Source organism: Maribacter sp. 1_MG-2023 (assembly GCF_030547005.1).
In the GTDB taxonomy this organism is placed as follows: Bacteria; Bacteroidota; Bacteroidia; order Flavobacteriales; family Flavobacteriaceae; genus Maribacter.
In genome coordinates, this window is the sequence record NZ_JAUOPN010000003.1 from 204593 (window position 1) to 230944 (window position 26352).

A 26352-nucleotide genomic window follows, 5' to 3' on the forward strand; every position below is an offset into this window, starting at 1 on the left:
AATTAAACTGTATACTACATGAAATAGCTTCATTATCTTAGCTAAAAATCATAGTATGCGCTATCTTCTTGTTTTATTATTATTTGGTTTACAATCGATTCAACTATTTGCACAAACCAATACCTATTCAATCTCATTCGAAAATGCCGAACATCATGAGGCAACTATTTCGGCTACATTTCAAAATATAAAATCTGATACTCTACCACTTAGAATGAGCAGAACTTCGCCAGGTAGGTATGCGCTACATGAATTTGCGAAAAACGTTTACAGCTTTAAGGCTACAGACAGCAAAGGAAATGACCTAATTGTTTCAAGAACAAATCCGTATTCATGGAACATTTCCGGGCATGATGGCACCGTTAAAATATCGTATATCCTTTTTGCAAATAGAGGCGATGGCACCTATTCTCAAATTGATGAAACACATGCGCATTTAAATATTCCGACTACATTTATGTATGCTCCTTCTCTTAAAGACAGAAAAATAGAAGTAGATTTTAACACAAGAGATGATCTTAATTGGAAGATAGCTACGCAATTACCTCAAGTAAAAGACCATACCTATAGCGCACCCAATCTGTATTATTTTATGGATAGCCCTACCGAACTGAGCAACCACAAGGTTCGCGAATTCACTGTAGACGGTCAAACCATTAAATTAGCATTGCACGACCCTGGTACCGAAGAAGAAGCTGATCAATATTTTGAGAAAGTAAAAAAAGTTGTTCTGGCTGAAAAAGAGGTTTTTGGTGAACTACCTACATTTGATTATGGATCTTATACCTTTTTAGCCTGCTATATACTAAATGCTTCTGGTGATGGTATGGAGCACAGAAATTCTACCATTTTAACCAGCACTAGAACTTTGGCAAATGGCGGCATGGATGGTAATATTGGTACCGTTTCTCATGAGTTTTTTCATAGTTGGAACGTTGAACGTATACGACCAAAATCTTTAGAACCCTTTAATTTTGAAGAAGCTAACATGAGCGGTGAGCTTTGGTTTGCAGAAGGTTTTACCAGCTACTACACCAATCTGATACTTTGCAGAGCAGGATTAATTACACCTAAAAAATATGTAGAGGGATTAACGGGGACTTTCAATTATGTATGGAATTCACCTGCAAGACAATTTTTTAACCCCATAGAAATGAGTTACCAAGCTCCTTTCGTAGACGCCTCTACCTCTGTTGATCCCGTAAATCGAGAAAATACCTTTATTTCTTACTATTCTTACGGTAGCGTTCTCGGTTTGGCTCTTGACCTTTCTTTAAGAGAGAAAGACTTGAATCTAGATGATTTCATGAAACTGGTTTGGACTGCCTATGGGAAATCTGAAAATACGTATAACATTGAAAACTTGAATAAAACTTTGAACATTTACGCAGGAGAAGAATTTGGTAATAACTTCTTCAATAGTTTTATTTACAAAAGCGAAATGCCGCGGTATACCGAACTATTTAAAACCGTTGGGGTAAGTTTATCTCAAAACAAAGAAGCTGCTTATTTTGGCGCCGCTGTATCTATAACAGACGATTTTAATGGTAAAATTCGAAGCAATACCAAAATGGGGAGTCCCGCTTATATTGCTGGGCTAGATAAAGGCGATATCATTACTGCTATTAATGGCGAAAAATTCCCCAACGGCATTCAGCTCAACAAGTTCATAGAAAATGAATTTAAGCCAAATGACAAACTTTCAATAAGCTTTTTGAGAGATGGAATGGAAAGGAAAACCGAAGTCACCTTGACCGCTGACCCTAAATACACTATTAGTTTGATTGAGAAAAATGAAGAAGCTCCTTCAAAAAAAATATTAAAAGCCCGCAAAGCTTGGTTAAAAATTGAGTAAATGAATTTGATATATACTACCGCCACAACAAATGAAGAATTAATACAGATTCTTTCTTTACAGCAGATGAATTTAAAATCTTCTGTTTCTAGCGATGAAATGGAAAAAGAAGGTTTCGTTACTGTACACCACACTTTAGATGTACTTACTAGAATGAATAATGCTTGTCCGCATGTTATTGCAAAAGATGAAGATAAGGTAGTTGGTTACGCCCTTTCAATGACCGATGACTTTAAAGATGAAATCTCTGTTTTAAGACCTATGTTTACCGAATTAAAAAACGTAAACATTAAAAATTTTATTACCATGGGGCAAATATGTGTTGCTAAGACCCATAGAAAAATGGGAATTTTCCGAGGACTTTACAACGCTATGAGAATTGCTTCTTACCCAAAATATGATGCCATTATCACCGAAGTTGACGCAACCAACTCCCGTTCTCTTGGGGCACATTACGCCGTAGGGTTTGAGAAAATTTGTACTTACAATTCCTTAGGGCAAGATTGGGAATTGATTTCTTTGAGGACTGGTTAATCAAAAAAAATTATTATTGTTTTTCGATAATTTTTATATATTTGTTATCGTTAAACAATAATTATATTATGAAATATAATAAAGCTTTACTTTCATTTTTATATTACTTCTCCATAATTGCCTTTGTATTTGCTTTAGCAATGACAATTTACGTTGTCAGTTTTGAAACGTTTTCTAAATCATCACAAGTTGGAAATTTTCAAAGCAGTAATCATCATTCCGTTGGATATAATTTTCCAATTACCATACAAACTTCTATTCCAGATTCTGTTATTACCAACTTATCCAACGATTCTCAAAACAGCTATCGCAATTATAAAGATCAACAAAATCTCCAACCAATTTCTGCAGATAAAAAAGATCTAAAAAATAAAATAACTAACGAAATAACCGTATGGCCCAAACTTGAAGAGAACTTTTACCAAATAACTAAAGAATTAAAGAATTCCTTTACCATTACATATACTGCCAACAATTTAAGTTCTAAAGGTTATGCAAGATTAAATTCGAACATTTTCTGGATAAAATTTCTTTTAGCCTTAAGAACCTATCTAGCGATTGTTGTGCTGGTTATTTTATTAATTATGATTCAAATCTTTAAAAAATTAAGGATCGATTTAAATTTTAGTAAATCACTTGCTATCAAGACAAGAGTTATTGGTTTTATAATTTTAGGTTATCAGTTTATTAATACCTCTTTAATATTAATTATAAGTAAATACTTTACCGTAATAAGGGTAGATAGCCTGTTAAATAATGTATTTTTTGATCGGGGACTCTATATTAACATTACTCCACGTTTAGATTTTAACCTTTCAATTTTTATACTTGGTCTATCGATTATAATAATCGGTTTTTTATTCAATCAAGGTGAAGTTCTTAAACAAGAAAACGACCTAACCATATAACTATGAGTATCGTCGTAAACTTAAACACCGTATTAGCAGAGCGAAATTTGAAAAGCAAAGAGCTAGCCGAAATGATCGGTATAACCGAAGCTAACCTTTCTATTTTAAAATCAGGTAAAGCTAAAGCTATTCGTTTCTCTACTCTAGAGGCAATCTGCAAAGCTTTAGATTGTCAGCCTGCAGATATTCTAGCATATGAAAAGGAATAAAAAAAGGCTACACTTTTCAGTGTAGCCTTTAAAACTTATTAGGTATTCTACTTACTAATCTGCAAGTACAATTACTTTATTATTCTTAAGCTCAATAGTACCGCTAGAAATCTGTAATACTGTACTACCGCTAGCATCTTTACTAAACTTAGAGGCATATTCTTCATCTAAAGAAATATTACCTGAAATCTTAACCTTACCTTCTTGTAACAATGATACAATTGGGGCGTGGTCTTTTAACATTTGAAACTCCCCATTTATACCTGGTACCGTAACCGAAGTTACTTCGCCTGCAAATAATGTTGCTTCTGGTGATACAATTTCTAAATACATATTTTTTCAGTATTCAGTAATCAGTGTTCAGTAATAGAATGCAAAACTGCAAACTGCTACCGCCTACTGTTTACTAGATTTAAGCTTCAGTCAACATTTTTTCACCAGCTTCAATAGCCTCTTCGATAGTACCTTTAAGGTTAAAAGCAGATTCTGGTAAGTGATCTAATTCACCATCCATAATCATGTTAAATCCTTTTATAGTCTCTTTAATATCAACTAAAACCCCCTTAAGACCTGTAAATTGCTCTGCTACGTGGAAAGGTTGAGATAAGAAACGTTGTACACGTCTTGCTCTACCTACGGCAGATTTATCTTCTTCAGACAATTCTTCCATACCTAATATGGCAATAATATCTTGAAGTTCTTTATAACGTTGTAAAAGCTCTTTTACCCTTTGAGCACAATCATAATGCTCATCACCTAAAATATCAGCTGTTAAAATTCTTGACGTTGAATCTAAAGGATCAACTGCTGGGTAAATACCTAGCTCAGCAATTTTACGAGACAATACCGTTGTTGCATCTAAGTGAGCAAACGTTGTTGCCGGTGCTGGATCCGTTAAATCATCCGCAGGTACGTAAACCGCCTGTACAGAAGTAATAGAACCTCTTTTTGTTGATGTAATTCGCTCTTGCATAGCACCCATCTCTGTTGCCAAAGTTGGTTGGTAACCTACCGCAGATGGCATACGACCTAATAATGCCGATACCTCTGAACCTGCTTGTGTAAAACGGAAAATGTTATCTACGAAGAAAAGTACATCTTTACCTTGACCTTCACCTGCTCCATCACGGAAATACTCAGCAATCGTCAAACCTGAAAGTGCAACTCTAGCACGTGCTCCTGGTGGTTCGTTCATTTGACCAAAAACGAAAGTCGCTTTTGAACCTTTCATTGATTCTTTATCAACTTTAGTAAGATCCCATCCGCCTTCTTCCATAGAATGCATGAAATCGTCACCGTATTTTATAATACCAGATTCTAACATCTCACGAAGTAAATCATTTCCTTCACGAGTTCTTTCACCAACACCTGCGAATACAGAAAGACCACCATGACCTTTTGCAATATTATTGATCAATTCTTGAATCAATACAGTTTTACCAACACCAGCACCACCAAACAATCCAATTTTACCACCTTTTGCATAAGGCTCAATCAAATCGATTACTTTAATACCTGTAAATAAAACTTCAGTAGAAGTTGAAAGATCTTCGAATTTTGGCGCTTCTCTGTGTATTGGAAGACCTGCTTTTCCTGCTTTAGGTAAATTACCTAAACCATCAATAGCATCACCGATCACATTGAATAAACGACCGTATACATCATCACCTACTGGCATTTGTATCGCACTTCCTGTAGCAACTACATCTACTCCTCTGCTTAAACCATCAGTAGAATCCATTGAAATAGTTCTTACCGTGTTTTCACCAACATGAGATTGTACTTCTAATACTAAAATCGAGTTATCCTTTTTTACAATTTCTAAGGAATCATAGATTCTAGGAAGATCAGCACCTGACTGAAATTCTACATCAACCACGGGTCCAATGATTTGCGAAACTTTACCTGTAACTTTTGACATTACTTATTTGTTTATGTATTACGTTTAATATAACCTGAAAAATGCTCTCATTTTCAGGCTGCAAAGATATAGTTTTCAATTTTAAAGAAAAATTGTTTTTTCCCTTTTTTATAAAAGTAAAAAGGTGCCTATAAAGCACCTTTTAAATCTTACTATTTTATATACGTTTATTGTAGTGCTGGAGAGTAATTTGTTGGATAATCTCCTACATTTAATAAATTACCCGATGCTTCAAAATTTGAATCATAAGTTGCATCAATTGATTTCATAAATTCATTTGCCAACAGTGCATACCCCCTTGCCGTAGGATGAATGCCATCTAAAGAGAAGGCACCACCCGTAACTAAATTAGAGGTTAAAGTGAAATCTCCACTTGTAATACCACCATTTGCCAATTGATTCAACAATGTATTTGCATCTACCAAAGCTAAACCAGCTTGACTAGCTGTAGCTGCAATAATTTCATTAAATGCTGCCGTAGCTACCGCAATTTCTTCTTGCTCGCTAGGTATCAAAACCCACTTGTCGGCTAATGGTATGGCCACACCATTAACTGTTAAAGGGTTTCCAGGAATAGCTTCTGTACCAATAAATGAAGAAGCTGGCAAAACGAATAAATCGTCTTCAGTAGCTTGTCTTATTTGTGGTAAACCTTCAAAGGCAGGATTTATAGCTCCTAAATCAGTTAGTGTTTCATCTTCTATAACCACTGCATTATTCTCAGCAGCAGCAAAAACTATAGTTCTAGCATCAACCTCTTCTTGCGTAAACAATCCTGTTCCCGCTAATGCTGCAAATGCAGCTTGCAAACCACCATTATATGCCGCATATGCATTATTAACTGCTGCTGCTGTAACTGCATCTAATGGAATCGGATTATAAGGAACAGTTGTGAAATGCGGAACATCTGTAACATTAGGAATATTTGCAACAACACCTTGTGCACCCCCTGTAGTTAATGTAGCAATTAAAGCTCCGTAACTACCGTCGAAACCTTGGCCTGGCGCTCCTGAAACAGGAGTTATAGGGTTAGTACCATCACCACCTGTAGTAGCATATCCTAATACATCATTATTACCGATCCAAAGAGAGAAAAAGCTCGGTGCTTGACTTACTGCCATTTGTAATACACTAATATCTGGTGTTGCACCCGTCATTCTTACGAAATAAGGATTAGCAAGACCTAATTGCACGTTAGCTATGTTACCATAACCAGGTGCCAATAAGTGAAAACTTTTAGCACCAGGTACGCCTAAATTATTAAAAGGACCTGTTGGGTTGTTCAATGCAATATCGGTTGTAACCGTTACATCTCCGATTATTGATTCTAAGGGTACCGGACCAGCACCACCAAAGACCAATCTCGGACTTTGAATACGAGTGCCAGCAAGTGCCAAACCACCAAAGTTATCATTGGTCAATGGCTGGGTAAAACTACCACCACCAGCAATACTAAATTTCTGAGATAATAAATTAGGCAAAGATAATGTCTGACTTGCCTGAAATAAGGCGCCATCTGTAAAACCTGCCGTTAAAGAGTTTCCTAGAGAAACATAATTAGAAAAATCTGCCGACCCCCCTGTCAATACAGGAAGATCTTCAGCCATTTCTGCTGGATTAAGATCAACATCTTCAGGGTCATTACAAGCCGTGAAAGCCAATATACCTAAAGAAATATATAAATATTTTAAGTTTTTCATTTCAACTTTTGATTTTAATTAGTTGTTAATTGTCCAAGATAAGTAGTACATAGAACCTATGAAACCAGTACCTACTGCTGTATAATACTCATCGCCTAATATATTTGTACCCCCTACCTTAAATGTAGATTTTATACTTGGAACAGAATAATTTATTTGTGCATCGACATTATGGAATTCAGGCACTACACCCTGAGCAAATGTTGCTTCCCAAAAATAATTATCGCTATATCTATAAGATACATTGAAGCCAAAATTTTCAAATAATTCTGTATTTCCAAATGAAGCCTTGAATTTATGTTCTGGCGTGTTGAAATTTAACTGTAAATTCGGATTAGCTTCACGATCAAAATCCAATTTAGTATACGTGTAACTTCCTTCTAAATCGTAATTACCTAAAACCTTCATACTTAAAGCTAAAGATGCTCCATATGAATTTACATCAGCATCAGAATTAGTGTAAGTACTATACGCTTGAAAATCACCATTTGCTACAGCAGCAACCGATAATCCACCATCTCCAACGACACCATATAGTGGTGCTATTACTACTTCTTGTGATATGAAGTCTTTATACTTGTTATAATAGGTACTAAAATCAATAATTAGTTTATCTATTTTACCTCTATAACCAACCTCAACAGAGGCTACTTGTTCTGGCGTTATGATATCTGGATTTGAAATTTCCAAGACCGCAGGGTTACCTGTTTGACTAAGTTCATTCACCGAACTTAAAGAATACGAGTTTTCGTATGCTGCTCTACCAGTTTGAGTGATGCTAGTCGGCTGTCCAAAACCATCTTGACCTGCTTGACTAATTGTAAAATCACGTGTGTAACGATCAAGATTATCTGGAGCAGAACCTACCAAAATAGCCCTACCAGCATCCAATCCAATAAAAAGATCTTGTGTTGTAGGGTTTCTAAATCCTGTTTGTGCCGATGCCCTAATATTATGATTTCGATTAATAGTTAAACCTGCAGATATTCTTGGAGAAATGAAACCGTCAAAAAATTCAGACTTATCATAACGTACAGACCCGGTCAATTTTAAATTTTTCTCACCAGACAAAGGTAAATTCTTTTGAACTTGGGTGTAGACACCAAATTCTGAATAGTTAATTGGTCCGTCAGTATCGGTGTAGATAGTACCCGAAGAATTCAAACTATATTCCCTAAAAGACCCACCAACTTGTATATCTGCAAAATCAATTAAATGGCTAAAGTTATAATTTGCATCTGCATGGTAATATTTTGATGCATCTTGAAACTTTGAACCTGTACTAAGATCTGGATCACTTACACTTCTATCAAAAGCCGCTTGAAATTCTGGTGTTCCAGGAAGAAACCTACCTGTTTCAGCAGTGGCACGACCAGCAGCATGCGCTTGTTCATCAGTTGCACCACCTAATGTAGCCTGTAGATATGCACCTGTATATTCACCAAACCATTGTTGGTCGTTTTTCCAAGCCCTATTAATATTAATTCCCGTAAAAACCATATCATAAGAATCTCCTGATTTATCTGAAACTAAATAACCTCGAACAAAGAAATTATCATTTTTTATTTCTAGTTTATGTTGCTCTTGAAAGAAACCATTAATGTTATACCTATTAGTACCTTGATAAATAGTATTACCTGTACCTACTTTACCTACATAAGAAAGTTCTAAGCTATTATCTTCAATTGGTCTATAATATAGTCCCCAATCTGCTTTAATACTTTTTGCGCTATAATTTGTAAGATCACTTTCGTTATAACCTGTTCTACTTACCTGTACTGAAGGAATTAAAGCATTAGCACCTGCTGGAATACGCCCAAGACTTTCTAAAGTAAGCGCAACATCTTTAATATCGGTAGCTACTTCATCACCATATACATTTACCCCGTTATAGTTTAAATCATTTTCACGGGTTCGACCTGTAACAATAAAGTTATTTTCATCTTTTCCTTCTATATTGTTTGCTGCCCAATCTGTACCTTCTAAGTAACCAAAATTGACTTTAGCTGCAAACTTATTACTAAATTTATGTGCAGCTCTTATACTAACATCTGTATATGCATTATCACCAGCGGCTTCTTGTGAAGTTATACCTCTTTTAATAGCTACACTTAAACCTTCGTAATCAAACGGACTTTTACTTCGCATAAATAATATACCATTAAAAGCATTTGCACCGTATAATGCAGAAGAAGCGCCAGGCAGTAATTCTACACTTAACACATCTGTTTCTGTTAACCCAACTAGATTACCTATTGGAAAATTTAACGCAGGTGCAGAATTATCCATACCGTCTACCAACTGCATAAAACGAGTATTTGCAAAAGAAGCGAAACCTCTTGTATTTACAGATTTGAAAGTTAAACTGTTAGTATTTACATCAACACCCTTTAAATTCTCTATTCCGCCATAGAAATCGGCGGCAGCAGTGTTCTTTATTTCAGAGACACCCATTCTCTCAACCGTAACTGGCGATTCGAAAATACGTTCTGGAGTTCTAGATGCTGAAATAACAACCTCATCTAAAAAGGTTTGTGATTCGTTTAAAGTAATTGTAACGGTTTGGCTTGCACTAGCGATACTTTCTGTAGTACTAGAATACCCAATACTCGATACCTCTATTTTAAAAGGCGGTACTTCGGATGTTGCCAAATTGAAATTACCATCAAAATCTGTTACTGTACCAATGGTTGTGCCAACAATAACAATATTGGCCCCTGGTATAGGCGCGTTGTTTTGGTCAACAACATTACCATTGATATTGGTCTGGGAATACCCAAAAGTACCAATAACCATCAATGCTAAAAGTAGTATTGTTCTCATTCTTAATCAAAGTTTAAAATTAGTTGAGGGTTAAGATACAGATTATTTTAAACGAACTATAAGAATTTGAAAAAAATTATGCGTGCATAGTATAATTCTCGTAACCGAATATGTGTAATTTTAAGAAATACGTAATTAACTTAACTATAACAGCCCTCCGAAATTCTCTCCAAAATTGATTTATCTACATAAAAAAGAAGCACATACAAATAAAAAAGGGACGTGAAATAAATCACGCCCCTTTATAATCTTCTAAAATATAAATTTTATTCTACCGTAACCGATTTAGCAAGGTTTCTTGGTTGATCTACATTACAATTTCTCATTACTGCAATATGATATGAAAGTAATTGCAAAGGAATTGTAGTTAATAACGGAGTTAAGCTTTCTAAAGTTTCAGGCACTTCAATTACATGATCTGCCAAATCTCTAACCTGCTCATCACCTTCAGTAACGATTGCAATAATCTTACCTTTTCTAGATTTAATTTCTTGAATATTACTTACTACCTTTTCGTAATGCCCCTTTTTAGTTGCTATTACAAAAACAGGCATATGCTCATCGATTAATGCTATAGGACCATGCTTCATTTCTGCAGCAGGATAACCCTCTGCATGAATGTAACTAATCTCTTTCAACTTAAGAGCTCCTTCTAATGCTACCGGAAAATTATAACCCCTACCTAAATAAAGACAATTAGTTGAATCTTTATAAACATCAGCAATTATTTCAATTAACGTATTTGATTCTAATGCCTTTTCAACTTTACTCGGAATTGTTTCCAATTCAGTTAAATATTCATGATACCTAGACTCAGAAAAAACACCTTTCGCCTTAGCTAATTTTAATGCCATTAGCGTTAACACGGTAATTTGAGTAGTAAATGCTTTTGTAGATGCAACACCAATTTCTGGTCCGGCATGTGTATATGCACCGGCATCTGTTTCTCTTGCAATGGAAGACCCTACCACATTACATACTCCAAAAACGAAAGCACCTTTTTCTTTAGCTAATTTAATAGCTGCTAAAGTATCTGCTGTTTCTCCAGATTGTGATATAGCAATTAAAACATCTTTATCTGTTATAACCGGATTTCTATATCTAAATTCAGATGCATACTCTACCTCTACAGGAATTCTTGCCAAATCTTCAAATATATATTCAGCAACTAAACCAGCATGCCATGATGTACCACATGCTACTATAATAATTCTATTGGCGTTTAAGAATTTTTCCATATTAAGGTCGATTCCAGCCATCCTGATTATACCTTGATTAGCCAACAAACGACCTCTATAGGTATCTTTTATAGCTCTTGGTTGCTCATATATCTCTTTCAACATAAAGTGATCATAACCACCTTTTTCAATCTCCTCAAGATTCATTTGAAGCTCCAAAATTCTTGGATAAGCAACCGAATCATCTTTAATTTTTCTAAGCTTAATTTCCTTTCCTAATCGAATAATCGCCATCTCTTCATCTTCAAGATAAACAGCATTATTTGTAAACTCAATGAAAGGAGAAGCATCTGAAGCGATAAAAAATTCCCCTTCACCAATTCCAATTGCCAAAGGACTTCCTAATTTAGCAACTACAATTTCATCTGGTTTTTTCTTATCAAAAACTGCAATAGCATATGCACCTACGACTTGATTAAGTGCAATCTGTACAGCTTTTCCTAATTTAACATTTTCAGTCTTTTGAACTTCTTCTATTAAATTAATTAAAACTTCAGTATCTGTATCTGATTGAAAAGTATATCCACGTTTTGTTAATTCTTGCTTTATAGCCTCATAGTTCTCAATAATACCATTGTGGATAATTACTAATTCGCCTGAATTAGAATAATGAGGATGAGAGTTTACATCATTTGGAACACCATGGGTTGCCCAGCGAGTATGACCTATACCAATAGTACCCTTTTGAGAAATCTCTTTAGCTTTATTTTTTAAATCTTCAACCTTACCTTTTGTTTTGGCTAGATTGATCTGGTTACCATCAAATAATGCAATACCTGCACTATCATAACCACGATATTCTAATCTTTGAAGTCCTTTTATAACAATAGGAAAAGCTTCCCTATACCCTATGTATCCTACAATTCCACACATATTACTAACAATTTGAAAATTTTATCTAATATTTAATCTAACATTAGATATACGAACAAGCCTAGTAATTAGACCATATAGATAATACAACGTCAATTATTCGGAAGTGTTATACAAACTTTAAATAAAATTGGAACACTATACTAAAAGTATTTTCTAATCTGCTTTTGTATACGATATTTCAAGTTTTAACCTTTTGTCAAAATCAGGATCTGTAGCCTCAAGATTACCACCATAAAGAATAGTACCTAAAGGAGTTACCGTAGAGGTTATAGCCAATCTTTCTATACCATCGACAGCCTTTGAATCAGAAACTTTTGCATCGGCAATGCTCCAATTTTGGATACTGGTAGTCAATGTCAATGCTAACGTCGCATTTGTAGAATCTCTAACTATCATATTATTAATATGGTCAGTTATTTTAACAGAATATTTAACACCCTTATCATTAGATTTCTCAATAACACCATCATAATTAAGATAAGCACCAAATAATGCAGGAGAACCAGAATCAATCTGTTCTGTCAACGTATTTATCAAAGGAAATTTATTCTCAGCATTATACAAATAAAGTCTTGGTGGTTCCAGCTTACTACCAGAAGCATCTAGTTCATCTCTATCTATATAAAAGACCAAATTAGCTTCATTTATAACCCAGTTTTCACTTTTAATTTGCTCCAAAACACTTTCACCACCGTCTTCTTCAAAAAGATTAATTTCAGCATAAGTACCTGCACCTCCTTTTAAATAAACTCTTGATGCATTTTCACCGCTATCCAATGCTTGCACAATCTGAGGACCGTAATTTTCTGTAATTAAGGTATTTACCGCATTACCAGAAACAGCACCACTAGTACTTCCTGTCAAGAATGAAAACGTAAAATCTTTTTCTAAAATATTATTTGGATTATCATCACTTGTATCATCTGTGGTGCCATTAGTATCATAGTTTGTATAACTATAACTCATAGTAATATTAGAGCTTTTTAAGTCAAACAATAACATAACATCGTTACCCGTATCATCGGTTATTGAAAAGTGGAGTCCACGAATAAACTCAGTAAAATTTGATTGACTGATCAATTCTGAATCACCTTCTTTATCTAGAATATTAGTTTGAAAAAACTCATTATCTAATGCTACTCTAATACCTGGCTGAAGTTTTGTAAATGTCAATGATTCATCTACATCTTCCGTAGAATCGTCATCTTCATTCAATATTAATATTTCTTCATCGATAATTTCAACTACACCATCGAACAATGGATCACCTGTAACAAAATCAGGCGAAAAAACTTGATTAGAATAGTATGCTTGTGCTTCTTGAAAACTTGCACTTGGATCCAAGTCACGTAAGAAAAACGTAGAACGTTCAACCTTCAAATTAAAAGAAGGTAAATTTGACCCGCCCACATCATCATAGTTAACACCATTAATATAAATACTATCTAATTCTACTTTTTTAGCAAAGTTATTAGCTATAATTGCCGCGCCCCCTTCATCATTAAAACCATCTCGATCTTCATCTACACTGGTATCATCTAATGGATCTGTATTAGAAGCCGTTTCGACTGAATTCAACACTCCGTCACCATCATAGTCATCATCACTATCCGGCACTTTATCGAACTCATCAGCAACACCATCACCATCAGTATCTAAAGCATTAGTATTTGTTAAAAATGGTATATAAAGATAGACTTCTTTAACAGTTTCATTTTCTTGAACTGTTGTTATTGGCTCATCCGTAGTACCTGCCCTATCTTCTTTTTCTTGAGAGAAACTTCCAAAAGAAGGGTTAGTCGTACTTAAAAACAATTGCGAAGTTACAGAGGCCTCGGTTTTACCGTAAATGGGATCATTATAAGTACCTAACTGATATATTGGCAGTTTATTAGTCTGCACAGCCTCAATGTTTTTGTTGTAAGCAAAAACATCATACACTTCTGTACCAGTAGTAAATGGCTCATTACCAATTACACCCGAACCTACGGTGGTTAAATCTTGCTCACAAGAAACCAAAAGACCCAATATCAATAACAATCCCGAAAATTTGGGAAGAGCAGAATTAGCAATAAAATTCATTCAGATTATTTTAAAACTTCGGTGTTATAAAAATTAGCATATGCCTCTTCAAATTCTTGAACAGGTACATATGGCAACACTGGTTTTTCTTGGCTGGAAATATGGTTTTCTAATTCCTCAGGAATATCTTCCGATGCTAAAATAACAGCATCTGAATAATCAACAGCTACTTTTAACAAATTATTATAGGTTGGCTCTCCTAAAGAAGCAATTTCTTCTTCGGGAATTCCATCAAAAGATATCTTCTTAATCATATCTTTATCCAAAGCACCCTCAAAGGTTTTACCGTAAACAGACAAAACTATTTTACTATCTGCAAAAAGTGGTTCGTCAGCATAATATTTTTTCAAATATAAAGGCAATAAACTTGCCATCCACCCATGTACATGAATGATATCTGGTGACCAATTTAATTTTTTAACCGTTTCCATAACTCCTTTTGCAAAGAAAATTGCACGTTGGTCGTTATCTGGAAAAAGGTTTCCTTCCTTATCTGTAAATGTAGCTTTACGCTTAAAGTACTCTTCGTTATCGATGAAGTAAACTTGAATTCTCTCTTTAGGTATAGATGCTACCTTAATAATCAATGGCATATCCATATCATTGATGACCAAGTTCATACCTGATAATCTAATTACTTCGTGTAATTGATGCCTTCTTTCGTTAATGTTCCCGTATCTAGGCATAAAAATCCTAATTTGACCACCATTACTGTTGACCATTCTAGGTGTTTCATAAGACATTAGGGAAACTTCGTTTTCGGGTAAGTAAGGAACTAATTCAGAAGATACAAATAATATCTTTTTACCATTCATAGAGGTTATATTTTATTTTTCACTGAAACGCAACTGCAAAATTACAAAAAATATAGAGATTAGCAGTAATTATAGTAAGTTTGCTCGCTAATGAACTTTTCAATGCCGGTAATACAGACCAAAACCAAGCTAACAGAAGAACTAAATAAATTAGGCGACAATCAAGACTTAGGTCTTGTACCCACTATGGGCGCGCTACATAAGGGGCATGCATCGCTAATACAAAAAGCAGTTGAAGAAAATAAGAATGTTGTTGTAAGTATTTTTATCAATCCTACTCAATTTAATAATAAAGAAGATTTAGACAAATACCCTAAAACTTTAGCCTCTGATGTTCAATTAATTTCAGCTATTTCAGATACTATTATTGTTTTCGCGCCAGATGTAGCCGATATATACCCAGACACCGTTATACCAAAAATCTATGATTTTGAAGGACTTGATAAGGTCATGGAAGGCGAATTTAGAGATGACCATTTTAATGGTGTCGGTACCATAGTAGAAGAGCTTCTTAAAACTGTAAAACCTGCGAGAGCTTATTTTGGAGAGAAAGATTTTCAACAATTACGTATCATTCAAAAACTTACCGAAATACAACATTTACCTGTTGAAATAATTGGTTGTGAAATAATACGAGAAAATCATGGTTTGGCAATGAGCTCGAGAAACGAAAGGTTAAGCGAAAAAATACGACTTAAAGCTGCGTTTATATATGATACACTAAAAACTGCCAAAATAAAATTTGGCATGGAAAATGCACTAAAAATTAAAGATTGGGTGATTAATGAGTTTGAAAAATCCGACCAATTTCAATTAGAATATTTTGATATTACAGATATTGAAACATTGACCCCAATTCAAAATAAAATAAATAATGTAAAATACAGGGCGTTTATTGCCGTTTATGTTGAAGACGTAAGACTAATAGATAATATAGCCTTAAATTAGTATAAGATATGCAAGTAGAAATAGTTAAATCAAAAATACATCGAGTAAAAGTTACTGGTGCCGACCTTAATTATGTAGGTAGTATTACTATTGATGAAGATTTAATGGATGCCGCAAATTTTATTCGTGGCGAAAAAGTTCAGATTGTCAATAATAACAATGGCGAAAGATTAGAAACCTACATTATTCCTGGCCCTAGAAAAAGTGGAGAAATCACCCTAAATGGAGCCGCAGCAAGAAAAGTATCTGTAGGTGATATTTTAATTTTAATTTCTTATACTTGGATGGATATTGAAGATGCAAAAAAATTCAACCCTTCTTTAGTTTTTCCTAATGAAGCAAATAATCTTTTAACCTAAAAGTTGACGAATACCCTAAAAAAAAATCTTAAGATCATACTCCCAATTGCATTGGGAGTTTTTTTAGTTTGGTACTCTTACAATTCAACAACACCAGAAAATAGAAAAGAAATCATCTTTTACATTAAAGAAGCGAACCCGCTTTATGTATTTCTTTCTGTTTTATTAGGCATACTAGGGCATATTTCTAGAGCGGTTCGCTGGAATTATCTTTTAGAACCTTTAGGATACAAGCCTAAACTCACAAATAACATCTTAATTATATTAACCTCTTATTTTGCCAATTTAGGTATCCCCAGAACTGGTGAAATATTACGAGCTACAGCACTTACAACATACGAAAACGTTCCTTTTGAAAAAGGATTTGGCACTATTGTAACCGAAAGGGTTATAGATGTAATTATGCTACTTTTAATAGTAACAGTCGCATTTTTACTACAGACCGATGTTATTATGGGTATTCTTCAAGAACGCGGCTTCAATGCCACCGGGCTCATACTTCTGGCACTTGCGGTTATAGCTTTATTCTTTGTTTTCATTTTTATCATTAAAAAATCTAAGAGTGCATTTGCGCAAAAAATCAAAACATTTGTAAAAGGACTTCTTGACGGAGTGTTCAGTATTTTTAAAATGAAAAATAAATGGTTATTTATTATTCATACTTTCTTCATTTGGGGATGCTATATCGGCATGCTTTGGATTATAAAATTTACAGTTCCAGAAACCATTTCATTAACGCTAAGTCAACTCTTGGTAGCCTTTGTGGCTGGGGCTTTTGCCATGGCAACTACCAATGGCGGTATAGGTCTTTATCCCATTGCCGTAAGTAGCGCTTTAGCCATCTTCGGGATCAGTGCAGTATCTGGTGATGCCTTCGGATGGATTATATGGATTGCACAGACTCTAATGATAGTTGTTTTTGGTGCAATATCTTTTCTTTTATTACCGTTATTAAACCGTAGTAAATAGTTTTTTTCAACTAACAATTACCTTTTATGCGCTATATAGCTTTAATATTCGCACTTTTATTTGGGATAACCTCCTATGCACAAGTGACACAAGAAATCTTCGAATCTTTTAAACTTCAAGAACGAAGAGATGTACATTACTATTTTCCTGAGAACATGGATGAATCCAAAAAGTACCCTTTGATCATTGTACTTGACGGTGAATATCTATTTGAACAGGTAGTGGCAAATTCAAAATTTTATAGTCGTTTTCATGGTATGCCTCAGAGCATTATCGTGGGGATTAACCAAAGCGAAAATGATTTAAGATATGAAGATTGTGCCTTTGACAGAGATAGTGGTCTACCTTCAGAAAAAGGCAAAAGTTTTTATGAATTTATAGGAATGGAGCTAATACCTTACCTAGACCTTAATTATAGTACAGCACCTTTTAAAATGATTGTTGGATATGATATTACAGCCAATTTCATGAACTATTGGTTGTTCAAAGACAATTCTATTTTTGATGGTTATGTGAGTATTTCACCTACTCTTGCTCCAGAAATGGAAAGTAGAGTACCTATGCGATTAGGTATTATTGAAAATCAGATATTCTACCAGTTAATCGTAGAAGGTGAGGCCAGTAATGACAAGCAACGAATTCTAGCAATGGATAAAGGTCTGAAAGCCATAGACAAAGAGTCTTTGCATTATTTCTTTGATGAATATACAAATGCGGATCATATATCTGTCGCCACCTACGGTATTGGTAAAGCATTTGATAATATCTTCGGAATGTTTAAACCTATCAGTCCGAAAGAATACAAGACTCAAATTCTAACTAGCGAAGAGCCAGTTTACAATTATTTAGAAAACAAATACCAAGGTATTGAAGACATGTTCGGTTTTAGCAAGCCTGTTGAATTAAACGACATTATGGCAATATATGCGGCATCTAGAAAGAAAGAAGATTTTGAGTCGTTAAAACCTTTATCTGACTTGTGTAAAAAAGAATACCCACAAACTATGTTAGGTTTTTATTTTGAAGCTGAGTACTACGAACAACTTGGTGAACCTAAAAAAGCATTAAGAACATTTGAAAAGTCATTTCAAATGGAAGAAATAGATTTTTTAACTAAAGAAATGGCCCTTGAAAAAATGGATGCACTAAAAGCCGATTTCGGTTTTTAAAGATTATTATATTAAATAAACGGCTAGTCCCAAATTAGCCTAACCTACTTAATTATGATTAAAATTGACGCAATGTACTTCGTATTCTCCGGAGTGCTCTTTACTTATTTTGGCTTAAAAGGAGAATTTATCTTAGCCTATAACGGTATTGCCCTATTTATGGCGTGGGCATCATTTTTCCTCGCCTTTAGTGCTTTTAAAAAAGAACGGTCCGGTGAAAATTAGCCTATAATTTCATTCTAAAATATAATCGTTTCAAACTTCTTGCTACCTTTAGCTTTTTCAATAAAAGCTAAAGATGGCCAAAACTAAAACTGCATTTTTTTGTCAAAATTGTGGTACTCAATATGCCAAATGGGTAGGACAATGCTCTGCTTGTAAACAATGGAATACTGTTGTTGAAGAAGTGGTACAAAAAGAAGAGAAGACTAGTTGGAAAACTCCCTCTCAAACATCTAAAAAAGTTTCTAAACCTCTTTTGGTTAATGAAATTAGTATTGAAAAAGAAGTGCGCCTAAACACTTTTGACCTCGAATTCAATAGAGTTCTTGGTGGTGGCTTAGTACCTGGCGCATTAGTACTTCTTGGCGGTGAACCTGGTGTCGGAAAAAGTACCTTACTGCTACAAATCGCTTTAAAACTACCTTATAAAACGCTATATGTTTCTGGTGAAGAAAGCCAAAAGCAGATTAAAATGCGTGCCGACAGAATTCACCCAAATAGCCAAACCTGTTTTATTCTAACGGAAACGAAAACCCAAAATATCTTTAAACAGATTGAAGCTACAGAACCCGACATTGTAGTTATCGATTCTATACAAACACTTCATTCAGACTACATAGAATCTGCCGCAGGTAGTATATCACAAATACGAGAATGTACTGCCGAGCTTATAAAATTTGCCAAAGAGACAAACACACCAGTAATTCTTATTGGTCATATCACTAAAGATGGCTCTATTGCAGGGCCTAAAATTCTAGAACATATGGTCGATACCGTTCTGCAATTCGAGGGTGACCGAAATTATGTGTATCGTATTCTTAGATCGCTAAAAAACAGATTTGGGTCAACAGCAGAATTGGGTATTTATGAAATGCAAGGCAGCGGATTACGTGAAGTCAACAACCCTTCTGAAGTATTGATTTCTAAAAATGATGACGGATTAAGTGGAACAGCAATCGCCTCAACCGTAGAAGGCATGCGCCCGTTACTTATAGAAATTCAAGCATTAGTAAGTACTGCAGTTTATGGAACACCTCAACGTTCTACAACTGGCTATAATGCCAAAAGATTAAATATGCTATTGGCCGTGTTAGAAAAACGTGCCGGTTTTAAACTAGGCGCTAAAGATGTTTTCTTGAATATAACAGGTGGTATTTCAGTAGATGATCCCGCTATTGATTTAGCGGTTGTAGCTTCTATTCTATCAAGTAATGAAGACATACCTATTGACAAGGGTATTTGTTTTGCTGCAGAAGTTGGTTTAGCTGGTGAAATTAGACCGGTACAACGGGTAGAGCAACGTATTCTTGAAGCCGAAAAATTAGGTTATGACACCATAATTATTTCAAAAAGTAATAAAATAAGTCTTAAGTCAACAAAAATTAAAATTTTAATGGCTTCAAAAATTGAAGAAGTTGCCGGTAATTTATTCAGCTAACGCTTGTCTCTCATTATTCTAGCCAAAACCATTATAATTATTATTACTACAAGAATGAGGACTATTTGTCCAAATCCCACTTTTAATAGTACTAGGCTTCCCATATTATGGTGCTGGATTTGGTATTGAATTGTGAATAGCTTCTATTTTTTCGATAATATCATCAGACAAATCAACATCTATACTGCCAATATTTTCTTCTAATTGCCTAATGCTAGTAGCACCAATAATAGTACTGGTAACAAAAGGTCTTGTATTTACAAATGCCAATGCCATTTGCGCAAGGGTTAGGCCATTGGCTTGTGCCAATTCATAATATCTTTTTGTAGCCTCAACAGCCCTTTCGCCGATATATCTATTATACTGAGGAAATAAACTTAAACGCGAACCTTCTGGCATTCGATTACCTAAATACTTTCCGCTTAATGCTCCAAATCCCATGGGAGAATATGCCAATAAACCTACTTGCTCTCTCATAGCTATCTCTGCCATACCTACTTCAAACAGTCTATTCAACAAACTATATGGATTCTGTACTGTTATTGTTCGCGGCAATGTTCCATGAACCTTACTTTCTTCTAAAAAACGCATCATACCCCAAGGTGTTTCATTTGAAATACCTACATGTTTAATTTTACCTTCACGTATTAAATCGCGCATGGTTTCCAAAACTTGATGAATATTATCTTCCCAGTGGTCAGATATATCATGCTTGTATCCTCTCTGACCAAAATAATTAGTGCTTCTGTCTGGCCAATGCAGTTGATATAAATCGATATAATCTGTTTGTAAACGCTGCAAACTTCCTTCCACCGCATCAATAATAGACTCTCTAGTAAACCCAGTAGTTCGAATAAACTTCGTCATATCGGCTTTTCCTGCAATTTTAGAAGCTAAAACGATATCTTCTCTATTACCGTTTTTCTTAAACCAATTACCAATAACTTTCTCGGTAGCGGCATACCTATCTCTATGTGCAGGAACGGGATATAACTCAGCCGTATCTAAAAAATTAACTCCCTTATCCAGGGCATACTTAATTTGCTCATGACCTTCTTCTTCGGTATTTTGATTACCCCAGGTCATAGTACCCAAACATATTTTACTTACTTCAATATCTGTATGTGGTAAATTGGTATAAATCATTCAACTTAAAATTTGCAATCTTTAAATGCAAAATTACTAAATATATTAAGGGTACTTGTATCCATTTCGTTAACTCTCTACCTCTATCAAAATAGGGCAATGATCACTGTGCTTCGCCCCTGATAAAATTACAGATCTAGACAATCTATCTTTCAGCGTAGAAGCTACCATTGCATAATCTAAACGCCAACCCTTATTGTTATTTCTAGCATTAGCCCTATAACTCCACCAAGTATAATTATCTGGCTCAGTATTAAATTCTCTAAAACTATCTATGAATCCGCTTTTCATGAAATCTCCTATCCATTCTCTTTCCACAGGTAAAAATCCTGATACGTTTTTTAATCCTACAGGATTATGAATATCAATTGCTTCATGACAAATATTATAATCTCCAAGTACTATCAAGTTAGGATTCGTCTTTTTAAGGGTATCGGCATACTCCTGAAAATCTGCCATATAAGTAAGCTTAAAATCTAAACGCTGCATATTTGAACCTGAAGGCAAATACATGCTCATGATAGAAATATCACCAAAATCGGCACGAATATTCCTCCCTTCAAAATCCATATAATCGATACCTGTACCAAACACCACAGCATCTGGCTCGGTCTTAGAGAGTATAGCAACTCCACTATAGCCTTTCTTTTGAGCACTGTACCAATAATTGTATTTATAACCCGCCTCTTCGAACAATGAAAGATCTAGTTGATTCTCGTTAGCCTTAATTTCTTGAAGACAAACTACATCTGGCGATACAGTACCCAACCATTCTAAAAAACCTTTTCTTAACGCTGCCCTAATTCCATTTACATTATAAGATATGATCTTCATCTATATTCATTTTGCCTTAAAAATAAAAAAGAGTTGAAGATTAAAGGTGCATACTTTCTATTAAAATCATAATTTCACAGCTTTAATGAAAAATTTGCATTTTAAAACGCATCTCATGAACAAGTTTATTTTTTCTATTGTAACATTATTCATATCTTCTTCTTCGTTTGCACAAGCCTACCATGACAATGAAAACTGCCATGAGGTGAAATTAAATATTGGTCAATTTTTGGTAACAACTACAGTTGAATTTGGCTACGAGTATTACCTTAATGAAGATACCAGTATTGGTGGAACACTTTATTTTGACGGCAAAGCAACAGATTATAATGGTAATTTTGGAATAGGACCTAACTTAAGAGCATATTTTGGATACGCCCCCCAAAGTGGAGTATTTGCTGAAATTTTTGGACTTTATTACACAGGTGAAGATGATGAGGACTCAGAAAACCTGGGTAGAAGAAATTATGATTACTCTACCGTAGCACTTGGTCTTGGCGGAGGTTACAAATGGGCTACAAGAAGTCAAAAATTTACTATAGAACTAAATGGTGGTATAGGAAGAAATATTAACCCAGAAGATTTTCAGAAAGATTTTATGTTCAAAGCTGGTTTGTCTTTAGGTTACCGCTTTTAATAGGTATTTTTGAGATTTAATCTCTTATGAAAAGAATATTTTTCTTACTTGTAAATATCTCAATTTTCTCAAACCTTAATGCACAAAATAAAGTTGAATACGATAGCGTCAACCAATTAAACGAAGTTATTGTTATAGATACTCTTACGGCTAAAAATGCAATTGGCATTATACCCTCACAAATAATAGGAGCTACGACATTTTCAAATTATAGCCCAGTTGACCTTATTAGTTCTATTAATCAAGTTTCTGGTCTTTATGCCTTATCGGGCGCTTTAAATACCAACAGAATAACAATAAGGGGTGTTGGTTCTAGAACATTATACGGTACAGATAAGTTAAGACTTTACTATAATAATATTCCAATTACCAATGGTACAGGATCTTCGACTATTGAAGCTTTTGATCTTGAAAACCTTACTTCACTTGAAGTAATTAAAGGACCGAAGGGAACAGGATTTGGAACTAATTTGGGAGGAGCAATTATATTAAACACGAAACAAACAAGCAACCTACCTACCAAATTTACCAATAATACTACGGTAGGTTCTTACGGATTGTTTAAAAACAGTTTGGGATTTACCCATTCACAAGAAAATTTTTATATGACCTTTCAATATGGACATATGGAGATAGATGGTTACCGCGAAAACAATAGATTTGAACGTGACGGACTTCTTTTAAACACCATATTTAAACTTTCAGAAAAAAGTGAAGTAGGACTGTTAGTAAATCATATTGATTACTCGGCTCAAATAGCTAGCTCAATAAGCCAAGAAGATTTCGATGAAGATCCTACCCAAGCTGCATTTACATGGAGGTCAGCAAAAGGTTATGAAGACAATAACTATAGTCTTATTGGTCTTTCTCACACCTACTACGCAAATTCAAAATTAAAAAACACTACTAGTTTATTTTATACTTATTTAGATCATTATGAACCTGCACCATTCAATATATTAGACGAATACAATAATGGCTATGGTTTTAGAACATTATTTTCTGGCAATGTAGCTATTTCTGAAAATACCCTTTCGTACACTTTTGGCGGTGAACTTTATAAAGATGAATACTCTTGGGGAACATTTGAAAACCTTTATCGAGAGAATAACGGCAATGGAAGCTTACAAGGTGATCGATTATCTAAAAACAAAGAATTTCGAAGTCAAATTAATGGTTTTGCTACAGCATCGTATTCATTTACAAATAAATTGACCGCACAATTAGGATTAAACATTAATAAAACTCAATATGATTTTAGAGATCTTTTTAACTCTGGTGCAACAAGCACAAGTGCTAATAGAGATTTTAAAACCTTATTCTTGCCCAGTTTAGATGTAAACTACGCTATTACACCTACAAATCAACTTTATGCGAATGTTAGCCGCGGATTTTCTAACCCTGGTTTAGAAGAAACATTAACACCTGACGGCATCATAAATCCTGATATTGCTCAAGAAACAGGTACGAACTATGAGATTGGTATTGAACATAATAGTAAAGATGAAAGATTAAAACTAGAGGTTGCCTTTTACTTAATGCCCATCAAAAATCTACTAGTAGCTAAACGCGTTGGTGATAACCAGTATATTGGTCGAAATGCAGGTAAAACAAAACATCAAGGTATTGATTTAGACCTAAACTATCGTATCAACCTAACCGATAAAATTACTATATCACCATTTATAAGCTACACCTATAGCAATCATAAATTTATTGATTTCGTAGACGAGGAAGCTAATGAAGATTATTCTAAAAATTCATTAACAGGTGTACCAAAAAACAAAATAAGCTCTGGAATACAAACGAATTTTGGAAACGGATTATTTGCAAATATCACCCATCAATTTATAGATGAAATTCCGTTATCAGATGCGAATTCAATTTATAGTGACTCCTTTAATGTATTGAATATTAAAGTGGGCTATAAAAATCAAATTACAGAAAAATTAAGAGTAGGTATAGATTTTGGCATCAATAATCTAACAGACACAAAGTATGCCCAATCAGTATTAATTAACGCTACCGGATTTGGAGGAAATGCCCCAAGGTATTTCTACCCTGGGAACACTATTAATTATTATGGCGGTGTAAATTTGAATTACACCCTTTAATTTATTCCATTTTCTTTAACCAGGTCTTCATATCTACTGCATCATGAATGATACCGTTCAATGCCGATATGGCAACACGCTCTTGTTCCATAGAATCTCTATGTCTAATAGTAACCGTTTGGTCTTCTAAAGATTGGTGATCAACAGTAATACAGAAAGGAGTACCATTGGCATCTTGTCTTCTGTAACGTCTTCCAACAGCATCTTTTTCATCATAAACCACATTAAAATCCCATTTAAGGTCATCTATAATTTGGTGTGCTATTTCTGGCAAGCCATCCTTTTTAAGTAAAGGCAAAATAGCCGCTTTTACTGGTGCTAGAACAGCTGGTAACTTAAGTACTGTTCTAGTAGTATTGTTCTCCAATTCTTCCTCTTTAAGTGAGTTAGAGAATACAGCCAAGAACATTCTATCTAAACCAATAGAAGTTTCTAATACGTAAGGAACATAGTTCTTATTTACCTCGTGATCAAAATATTGTAATTTCTTACCAGAGAATTTCTCATGACTGCTTAAATCAAAATCGGTACGAGAATGTATACCTTCTAATTCTTTAAAACCGAATGGAAAACGAAATTCTATATCTGATGCCGCATCTGCATAGTGTGCTAATTTCTCATGATCGTGAAAACGATAGTTATCTTGACCTAAACCTAGAGACAAGTGCCACTTCATTCTTTTTTCTTTCCAAACCTCATACCATTCTTTCTGCGTACCTGGTTGAATAAAGAATTGCATTTCCATTTGTTCAAACTCGCGCATTCTAAAAATGAACTGTCTTGCAACAATTTCATTTCTAAAAGCCTTACCGGTCTGTGCAATACCGAAAGGAAGCTTCATACGACCAGATTTCTGAACATTTAAGAAGTTTACAAAAATACCCTGAGCAGTTTCTGGTCTAAGAAATAGATCCATTGCAGTTTCTGCATTGGCACCTAACTTTGTGCCGAACATTAGATTAAACTGCTTTACCTCTGTCCAGTTTTTAGAACCTGACATTGGGCAAGCGATATCTAATTCTTCAATTAAAGCTTTTACATCGGCTAAATCTTCATTCTGCAAAGATTTGCCTAACCTGCTTAAAATAGTTTTTCCTTGTTCTTGATAATCAACTACACGCTGATTCGTCTGTAAAAACTGTTCTTTATCAAAAGCATCTCCAAAACGCTTAGCAGCTTTGTTGACCTCTTTTTCAATTTTAGCATCAATCTTAGCGACATAATCCTCCACTAAAACATCAGCTCTATATCTTTTTTTAGAATCTTTATTATCTATTAATGGATCATTGAACGCATCTATATGCCCAGAAGCTTTCCACGTTAGCGGATGCATAAAAATTGCAGCATCTAACCCAACGATATTATCATTGAGCTGAACCATGGCCTTCCACCAATAGTCACGTATATTCTTTTTAAGTTCTACACCATTTTGACCGTAATCATAAATAGCACTTAAACCATCATAAATTTCACTGGATTGAAATACATACCCGTATTCCTTTGCGTGAGAAATTACACGCTTAAAATCATCTTCTTGCTTTGCCATGTGGCAAAA

At 34.6% G+C, this 26352-nt stretch carries 22 protein-coding genes; 12 read left to right on the top strand and 10 right to left on the bottom strand.

From position 1 onward, the window contains the following. The first annotated feature begins 55 nt into the window (after positions 1-55). The 4 genes from Q4500_RS05485 to Q4500_RS05500 all read left to right on the top strand — a co-directional run bounded on the left by Q4500_RS05485 (position 56) and on the right by Q4500_RS05500 (position 3506). The gene (locus tag Q4500_RS05485; RefSeq protein ID WP_303598713.1) at positions 56-1855 is read left to right on the top strand and encodes a M61 family metallopeptidase; all 1800 of its coding nucleotides are present in this window, start codon (positions 56-58) and stop codon (positions 1853-1855) included. Beyond that, entirely contained in the window at positions 1856-2389 is a 534-nt protein-coding gene (locus tag Q4500_RS05490) for a GNAT family N-acetyltransferase (RefSeq protein ID WP_303598714.1), read from the top strand. Positions 2390-2457: 68 nt separating this feature from the next. After that, positions 2458-3297: a hypothetical protein gene (locus Q4500_RS05495; RefSeq protein WP_303598715.1), complete on the top strand. Its 840-nt coding sequence runs from the start codon at positions 2458-2460 to the stop codon at positions 3295-3297. 2 nt (positions 3298-3299) lie between these two features. Next, positions 3300-3506 carry a helix-turn-helix transcriptional regulator gene (locus tag Q4500_RS05500; protein WP_036157206.1) on the top strand — a complete coding sequence of 69 codons (207 nt, stop codon included), beginning with the start codon at positions 3300-3302 and terminating at the stop codon, positions 3504-3506. 54 nt (positions 3507-3560) lie between these two features. Here the strand turns inward: Q4500_RS05500 and Q4500_RS05505 are convergent, their stop codons facing one another. From Q4500_RS05505 to Q4500_RS05535, 7 genes are all read right to left on the bottom strand, one after another. Further along, the gene (locus Q4500_RS05505) at positions 3561-3839 is read right to left on the bottom strand and encodes a F0F1 ATP synthase subunit epsilon (RefSeq protein ID WP_303598716.1); all 279 of its coding nucleotides are present in this window, start codon (positions 3837-3839) and stop codon (positions 3561-3563) included. A 79-nt stretch (positions 3840-3918) separates the two neighbouring features. Further along, on the bottom strand, positions 3919-5427 hold the full coding sequence (gene atpD / locus Q4500_RS05510) for a F0F1 ATP synthase subunit beta (RefSeq protein ID WP_303598717.1): 1509 nt from the start codon (positions 5425-5427) through the stop codon (positions 3919-3921). Positions 5428-5594: 167 nt separating this feature from the next. Beyond that, a complete protein-coding gene (locus Q4500_RS05515; RefSeq protein WP_303598718.1) occupies positions 5595-7127 on the bottom strand; it encodes a G-D-S-L family lipolytic protein in 1533 nt (510 codons plus the stop codon). Positions 7128-7145: 18 nt separating this feature from the next. Beyond that, positions 7146-9950 carry a TonB-dependent receptor gene (locus tag Q4500_RS05520; RefSeq protein ID WP_303598719.1) on the bottom strand — a complete coding sequence of 935 codons (2805 nt, stop codon included), beginning with the start codon at positions 9948-9950 and terminating at the stop codon, positions 7146-7148. Between the two features lie 266 nt (positions 9951-10216). Next, positions 10217-12061 (bottom strand): glutamine--fructose-6-phosphate transaminase (isomerizing), encoded by a 1845-nt coding sequence (glmS, locus tag Q4500_RS05525; protein ID WP_303598720.1) that lies wholly within the window; start codon positions 12059-12061, stop codon positions 10217-10219. A gap of 156 nt (positions 12062-12217) precedes the next feature. Next, positions 12218-14146 carry a DUF4270 domain-containing protein gene (locus Q4500_RS05530; RefSeq protein WP_303598721.1) on the bottom strand — a complete coding sequence of 643 codons (1929 nt, stop codon included), beginning with the start codon at positions 14144-14146 and terminating at the stop codon, positions 12218-12220. 5 nt (positions 14147-14151) lie between these two features. Then, positions 14152-14961 carry a glycogen/starch synthase gene (locus Q4500_RS05535; protein WP_303598722.1) on the bottom strand — a complete coding sequence of 270 codons (810 nt, stop codon included), beginning with the start codon at positions 14959-14961 and terminating at the stop codon, positions 14152-14154. Positions 14962-15051: 90 nt separating this feature from the next. On the opposite strand from Q4500_RS05535, the gene panC reads away from it, so the two are divergent. The 6 genes from panC to radA all read left to right on the top strand — a co-directional run bounded on the left by panC (position 15052) and on the right by radA (position 20066). Further along, the gene (panC, locus tag Q4500_RS05540) at positions 15052-15909 is read left to right on the top strand and encodes a pantoate--beta-alanine ligase (protein ID WP_303598723.1); all 858 of its coding nucleotides are present in this window, start codon (positions 15052-15054) and stop codon (positions 15907-15909) included. Between the two features lie 8 nt (positions 15910-15917). After that, positions 15918-16268 carry an aspartate 1-decarboxylase gene (panD, locus tag Q4500_RS05545; protein WP_303598724.1) on the top strand — a complete coding sequence of 117 codons (351 nt, stop codon included), beginning with the start codon at positions 15918-15920 and terminating at the stop codon, positions 16266-16268. Between the two features lie 3 nt (positions 16269-16271). After that, the gene (locus Q4500_RS05550) at positions 16272-17237 is read left to right on the top strand and encodes a lysylphosphatidylglycerol synthase transmembrane domain-containing protein (RefSeq protein ID WP_303598725.1); all 966 of its coding nucleotides are present in this window, start codon (positions 16272-16274) and stop codon (positions 17235-17237) included. 26 nt (positions 17238-17263) lie between these two features. Then, positions 17264-18406 carry an alpha/beta hydrolase gene (locus Q4500_RS05555; RefSeq protein ID WP_303598726.1) on the top strand — a complete coding sequence of 381 codons (1143 nt, stop codon included), beginning with the start codon at positions 17264-17266 and terminating at the stop codon, positions 18404-18406. 72 nt (positions 18407-18478) lie between these two features. After that, positions 18479-18631 (top strand): hypothetical protein, encoded by a 153-nt coding sequence (locus Q4500_RS05560; protein ID WP_299321577.1) that lies wholly within the window; start codon positions 18479-18481, stop codon positions 18629-18631. Between the two features lie 73 nt (positions 18632-18704). Next, entirely contained in the window at positions 18705-20066 is a 1362-nt protein-coding gene (gene radA / locus Q4500_RS05565; protein WP_303598727.1) for a DNA repair protein RadA, read from the top strand. Between the two features lie 105 nt (positions 20067-20171). Here the strand turns inward: radA and Q4500_RS05570 are convergent, their stop codons facing one another. Then, entirely contained in the window at positions 20172-21212 is a 1041-nt protein-coding gene (locus Q4500_RS05570; protein WP_303598728.1) for an aldo/keto reductase, read from the bottom strand. A gap of 69 nt (positions 21213-21281) precedes the next feature. Then, on the bottom strand, positions 21282-22046 hold the full coding sequence (locus Q4500_RS05575; protein ID WP_303598729.1) for an exodeoxyribonuclease III: 765 nt from the start codon (positions 22044-22046) through the stop codon (positions 21282-21284). Positions 22047-22161: 115 nt separating this feature from the next. Between Q4500_RS05575 and Q4500_RS05580 the strand changes: the two genes are divergently transcribed. After that, positions 22162-22683: a DUF3575 domain-containing protein gene (locus tag Q4500_RS05580; protein WP_303598730.1), complete on the top strand. Its 522-nt coding sequence runs from the start codon at positions 22162-22164 to the stop codon at positions 22681-22683. A 26-nt stretch (positions 22684-22709) separates the two neighbouring features. Then, positions 22710-24797 carry a TonB-dependent receptor gene (locus Q4500_RS05585; protein WP_303598731.1) on the top strand — a complete coding sequence of 696 codons (2088 nt, stop codon included), beginning with the start codon at positions 22710-22712 and terminating at the stop codon, positions 24795-24797. Between the two features lies 1 nt (position 24798). On the opposite strand, the gene Q4500_RS05590 is transcribed toward Q4500_RS05585, so the two are convergent. Next, positions 24799-26343, bottom strand: a complete 1545-nt coding sequence (locus Q4500_RS05590) for a glycine--tRNA ligase (RefSeq protein ID WP_303598732.1) — start codon at positions 26341-26343, stop codon at positions 24799-24801. Positions 26344-26352: the final 9 nt, after the last annotated feature.

Excerpts from the sequence above, each read along its gene's own strand:
- Q4500_RS05485 (WP_303598713.1), top strand. The coding sequence starts at position 56 with ATGCGCTATCTTCTTGTTTTATTATTATTTGGTTTACAATCGATTCAA.
- Q4500_RS05490 (WP_303598714.1), top strand. The coding sequence starts at position 1,856 with ATGAATTTGATATATACTACCGCCACAACAAATGAAGAATTAATACAG.
- Q4500_RS05495 (WP_303598715.1), top strand. The coding sequence starts at position 2,458 with ATGAAATATAATAAAGCTTTACTTTCATTTTTATATTACTTCTCCATA.
- Q4500_RS05500 (WP_036157206.1), top strand. The coding sequence starts at position 3,300 with ATGAGTATCGTCGTAAACTTAAACACCGTATTAGCAGAGCGAAATTTG.
- Q4500_RS05505 (WP_303598716.1), bottom strand. The coding sequence starts at position 3,839 with ATGTATTTAGAAATTGTATCACCAGAAGCAACATTATTTGCAGGCGAA.
- atpD (WP_303598717.1), bottom strand. The coding sequence starts at position 5,427 with ATGTCAAAAGTTACAGGTAAAGTTTCGCAAATCATTGGACCCGTGGTT.
- Q4500_RS05515 (WP_303598718.1), bottom strand. The coding sequence starts at position 7,127 with ATGAAAAACTTAAAATATTTATATATTTCTTTAGGTATATTGGCTTTC.
- Q4500_RS05520 (WP_303598719.1), bottom strand. The coding sequence starts at position 9,950 with ATGAGAACAATACTACTTTTAGCATTGATGGTTATTGGTACTTTTGGG.
- glmS (WP_303598720.1), bottom strand. The coding sequence starts at position 12,061 with ATGTGTGGAATTGTAGGATACATAGGGTATAGGGAAGCTTTTCCTATT.
- Q4500_RS05530 (WP_303598721.1), bottom strand. The coding sequence starts at position 14,146 with ATGAATTTTATTGCTAATTCTGCTCTTCCCAAATTTTCGGGATTGTTA.
- Q4500_RS05535 (WP_303598722.1), bottom strand. The coding sequence starts at position 14,961 with ATGAATGGTAAAAAGATATTATTTGTATCTTCTGAATTAGTTCCTTAC.
- panC (WP_303598723.1), top strand. The coding sequence starts at position 15,052 with ATGAACTTTTCAATGCCGGTAATACAGACCAAAACCAAGCTAACAGAA.
- panD (WP_303598724.1), top strand. The coding sequence starts at position 15,918 with ATGCAAGTAGAAATAGTTAAATCAAAAATACATCGAGTAAAAGTTACT.
- Q4500_RS05555 (WP_303598726.1), top strand. The coding sequence starts at position 17,264 with ATGCGCTATATAGCTTTAATATTCGCACTTTTATTTGGGATAACCTCC.
- Q4500_RS05560 (WP_299321577.1), top strand. The coding sequence starts at position 18,479 with ATGTACTTCGTATTCTCCGGAGTGCTCTTTACTTATTTTGGCTTAAAA.
- radA (WP_303598727.1), top strand. The coding sequence starts at position 18,705 with ATGGCCAAAACTAAAACTGCATTTTTTTGTCAAAATTGTGGTACTCAA.
- Q4500_RS05570 (WP_303598728.1), bottom strand. The coding sequence starts at position 21,212 with ATGATTTATACCAATTTACCACATACAGATATTGAAGTAAGTAAAATA.
- Q4500_RS05575 (WP_303598729.1), bottom strand. The coding sequence starts at position 22,046 with ATGAAGATCATATCTTATAATGTAAATGGAATTAGGGCAGCGTTAAGA.
- Q4500_RS05580 (WP_303598730.1), top strand. The coding sequence starts at position 22,162 with ATGAACAAGTTTATTTTTTCTATTGTAACATTATTCATATCTTCTTCT.
- Q4500_RS05585 (WP_303598731.1), top strand. The coding sequence starts at position 22,710 with ATGAAAAGAATATTTTTCTTACTTGTAAATATCTCAATTTTCTCAAAC.
- Q4500_RS05590 (WP_303598732.1), bottom strand. The coding sequence starts at position 26,343 with ATGGCAAAGCAAGAAGATGATTTTAAGCGTGTAATTTCTCACGCAAAG.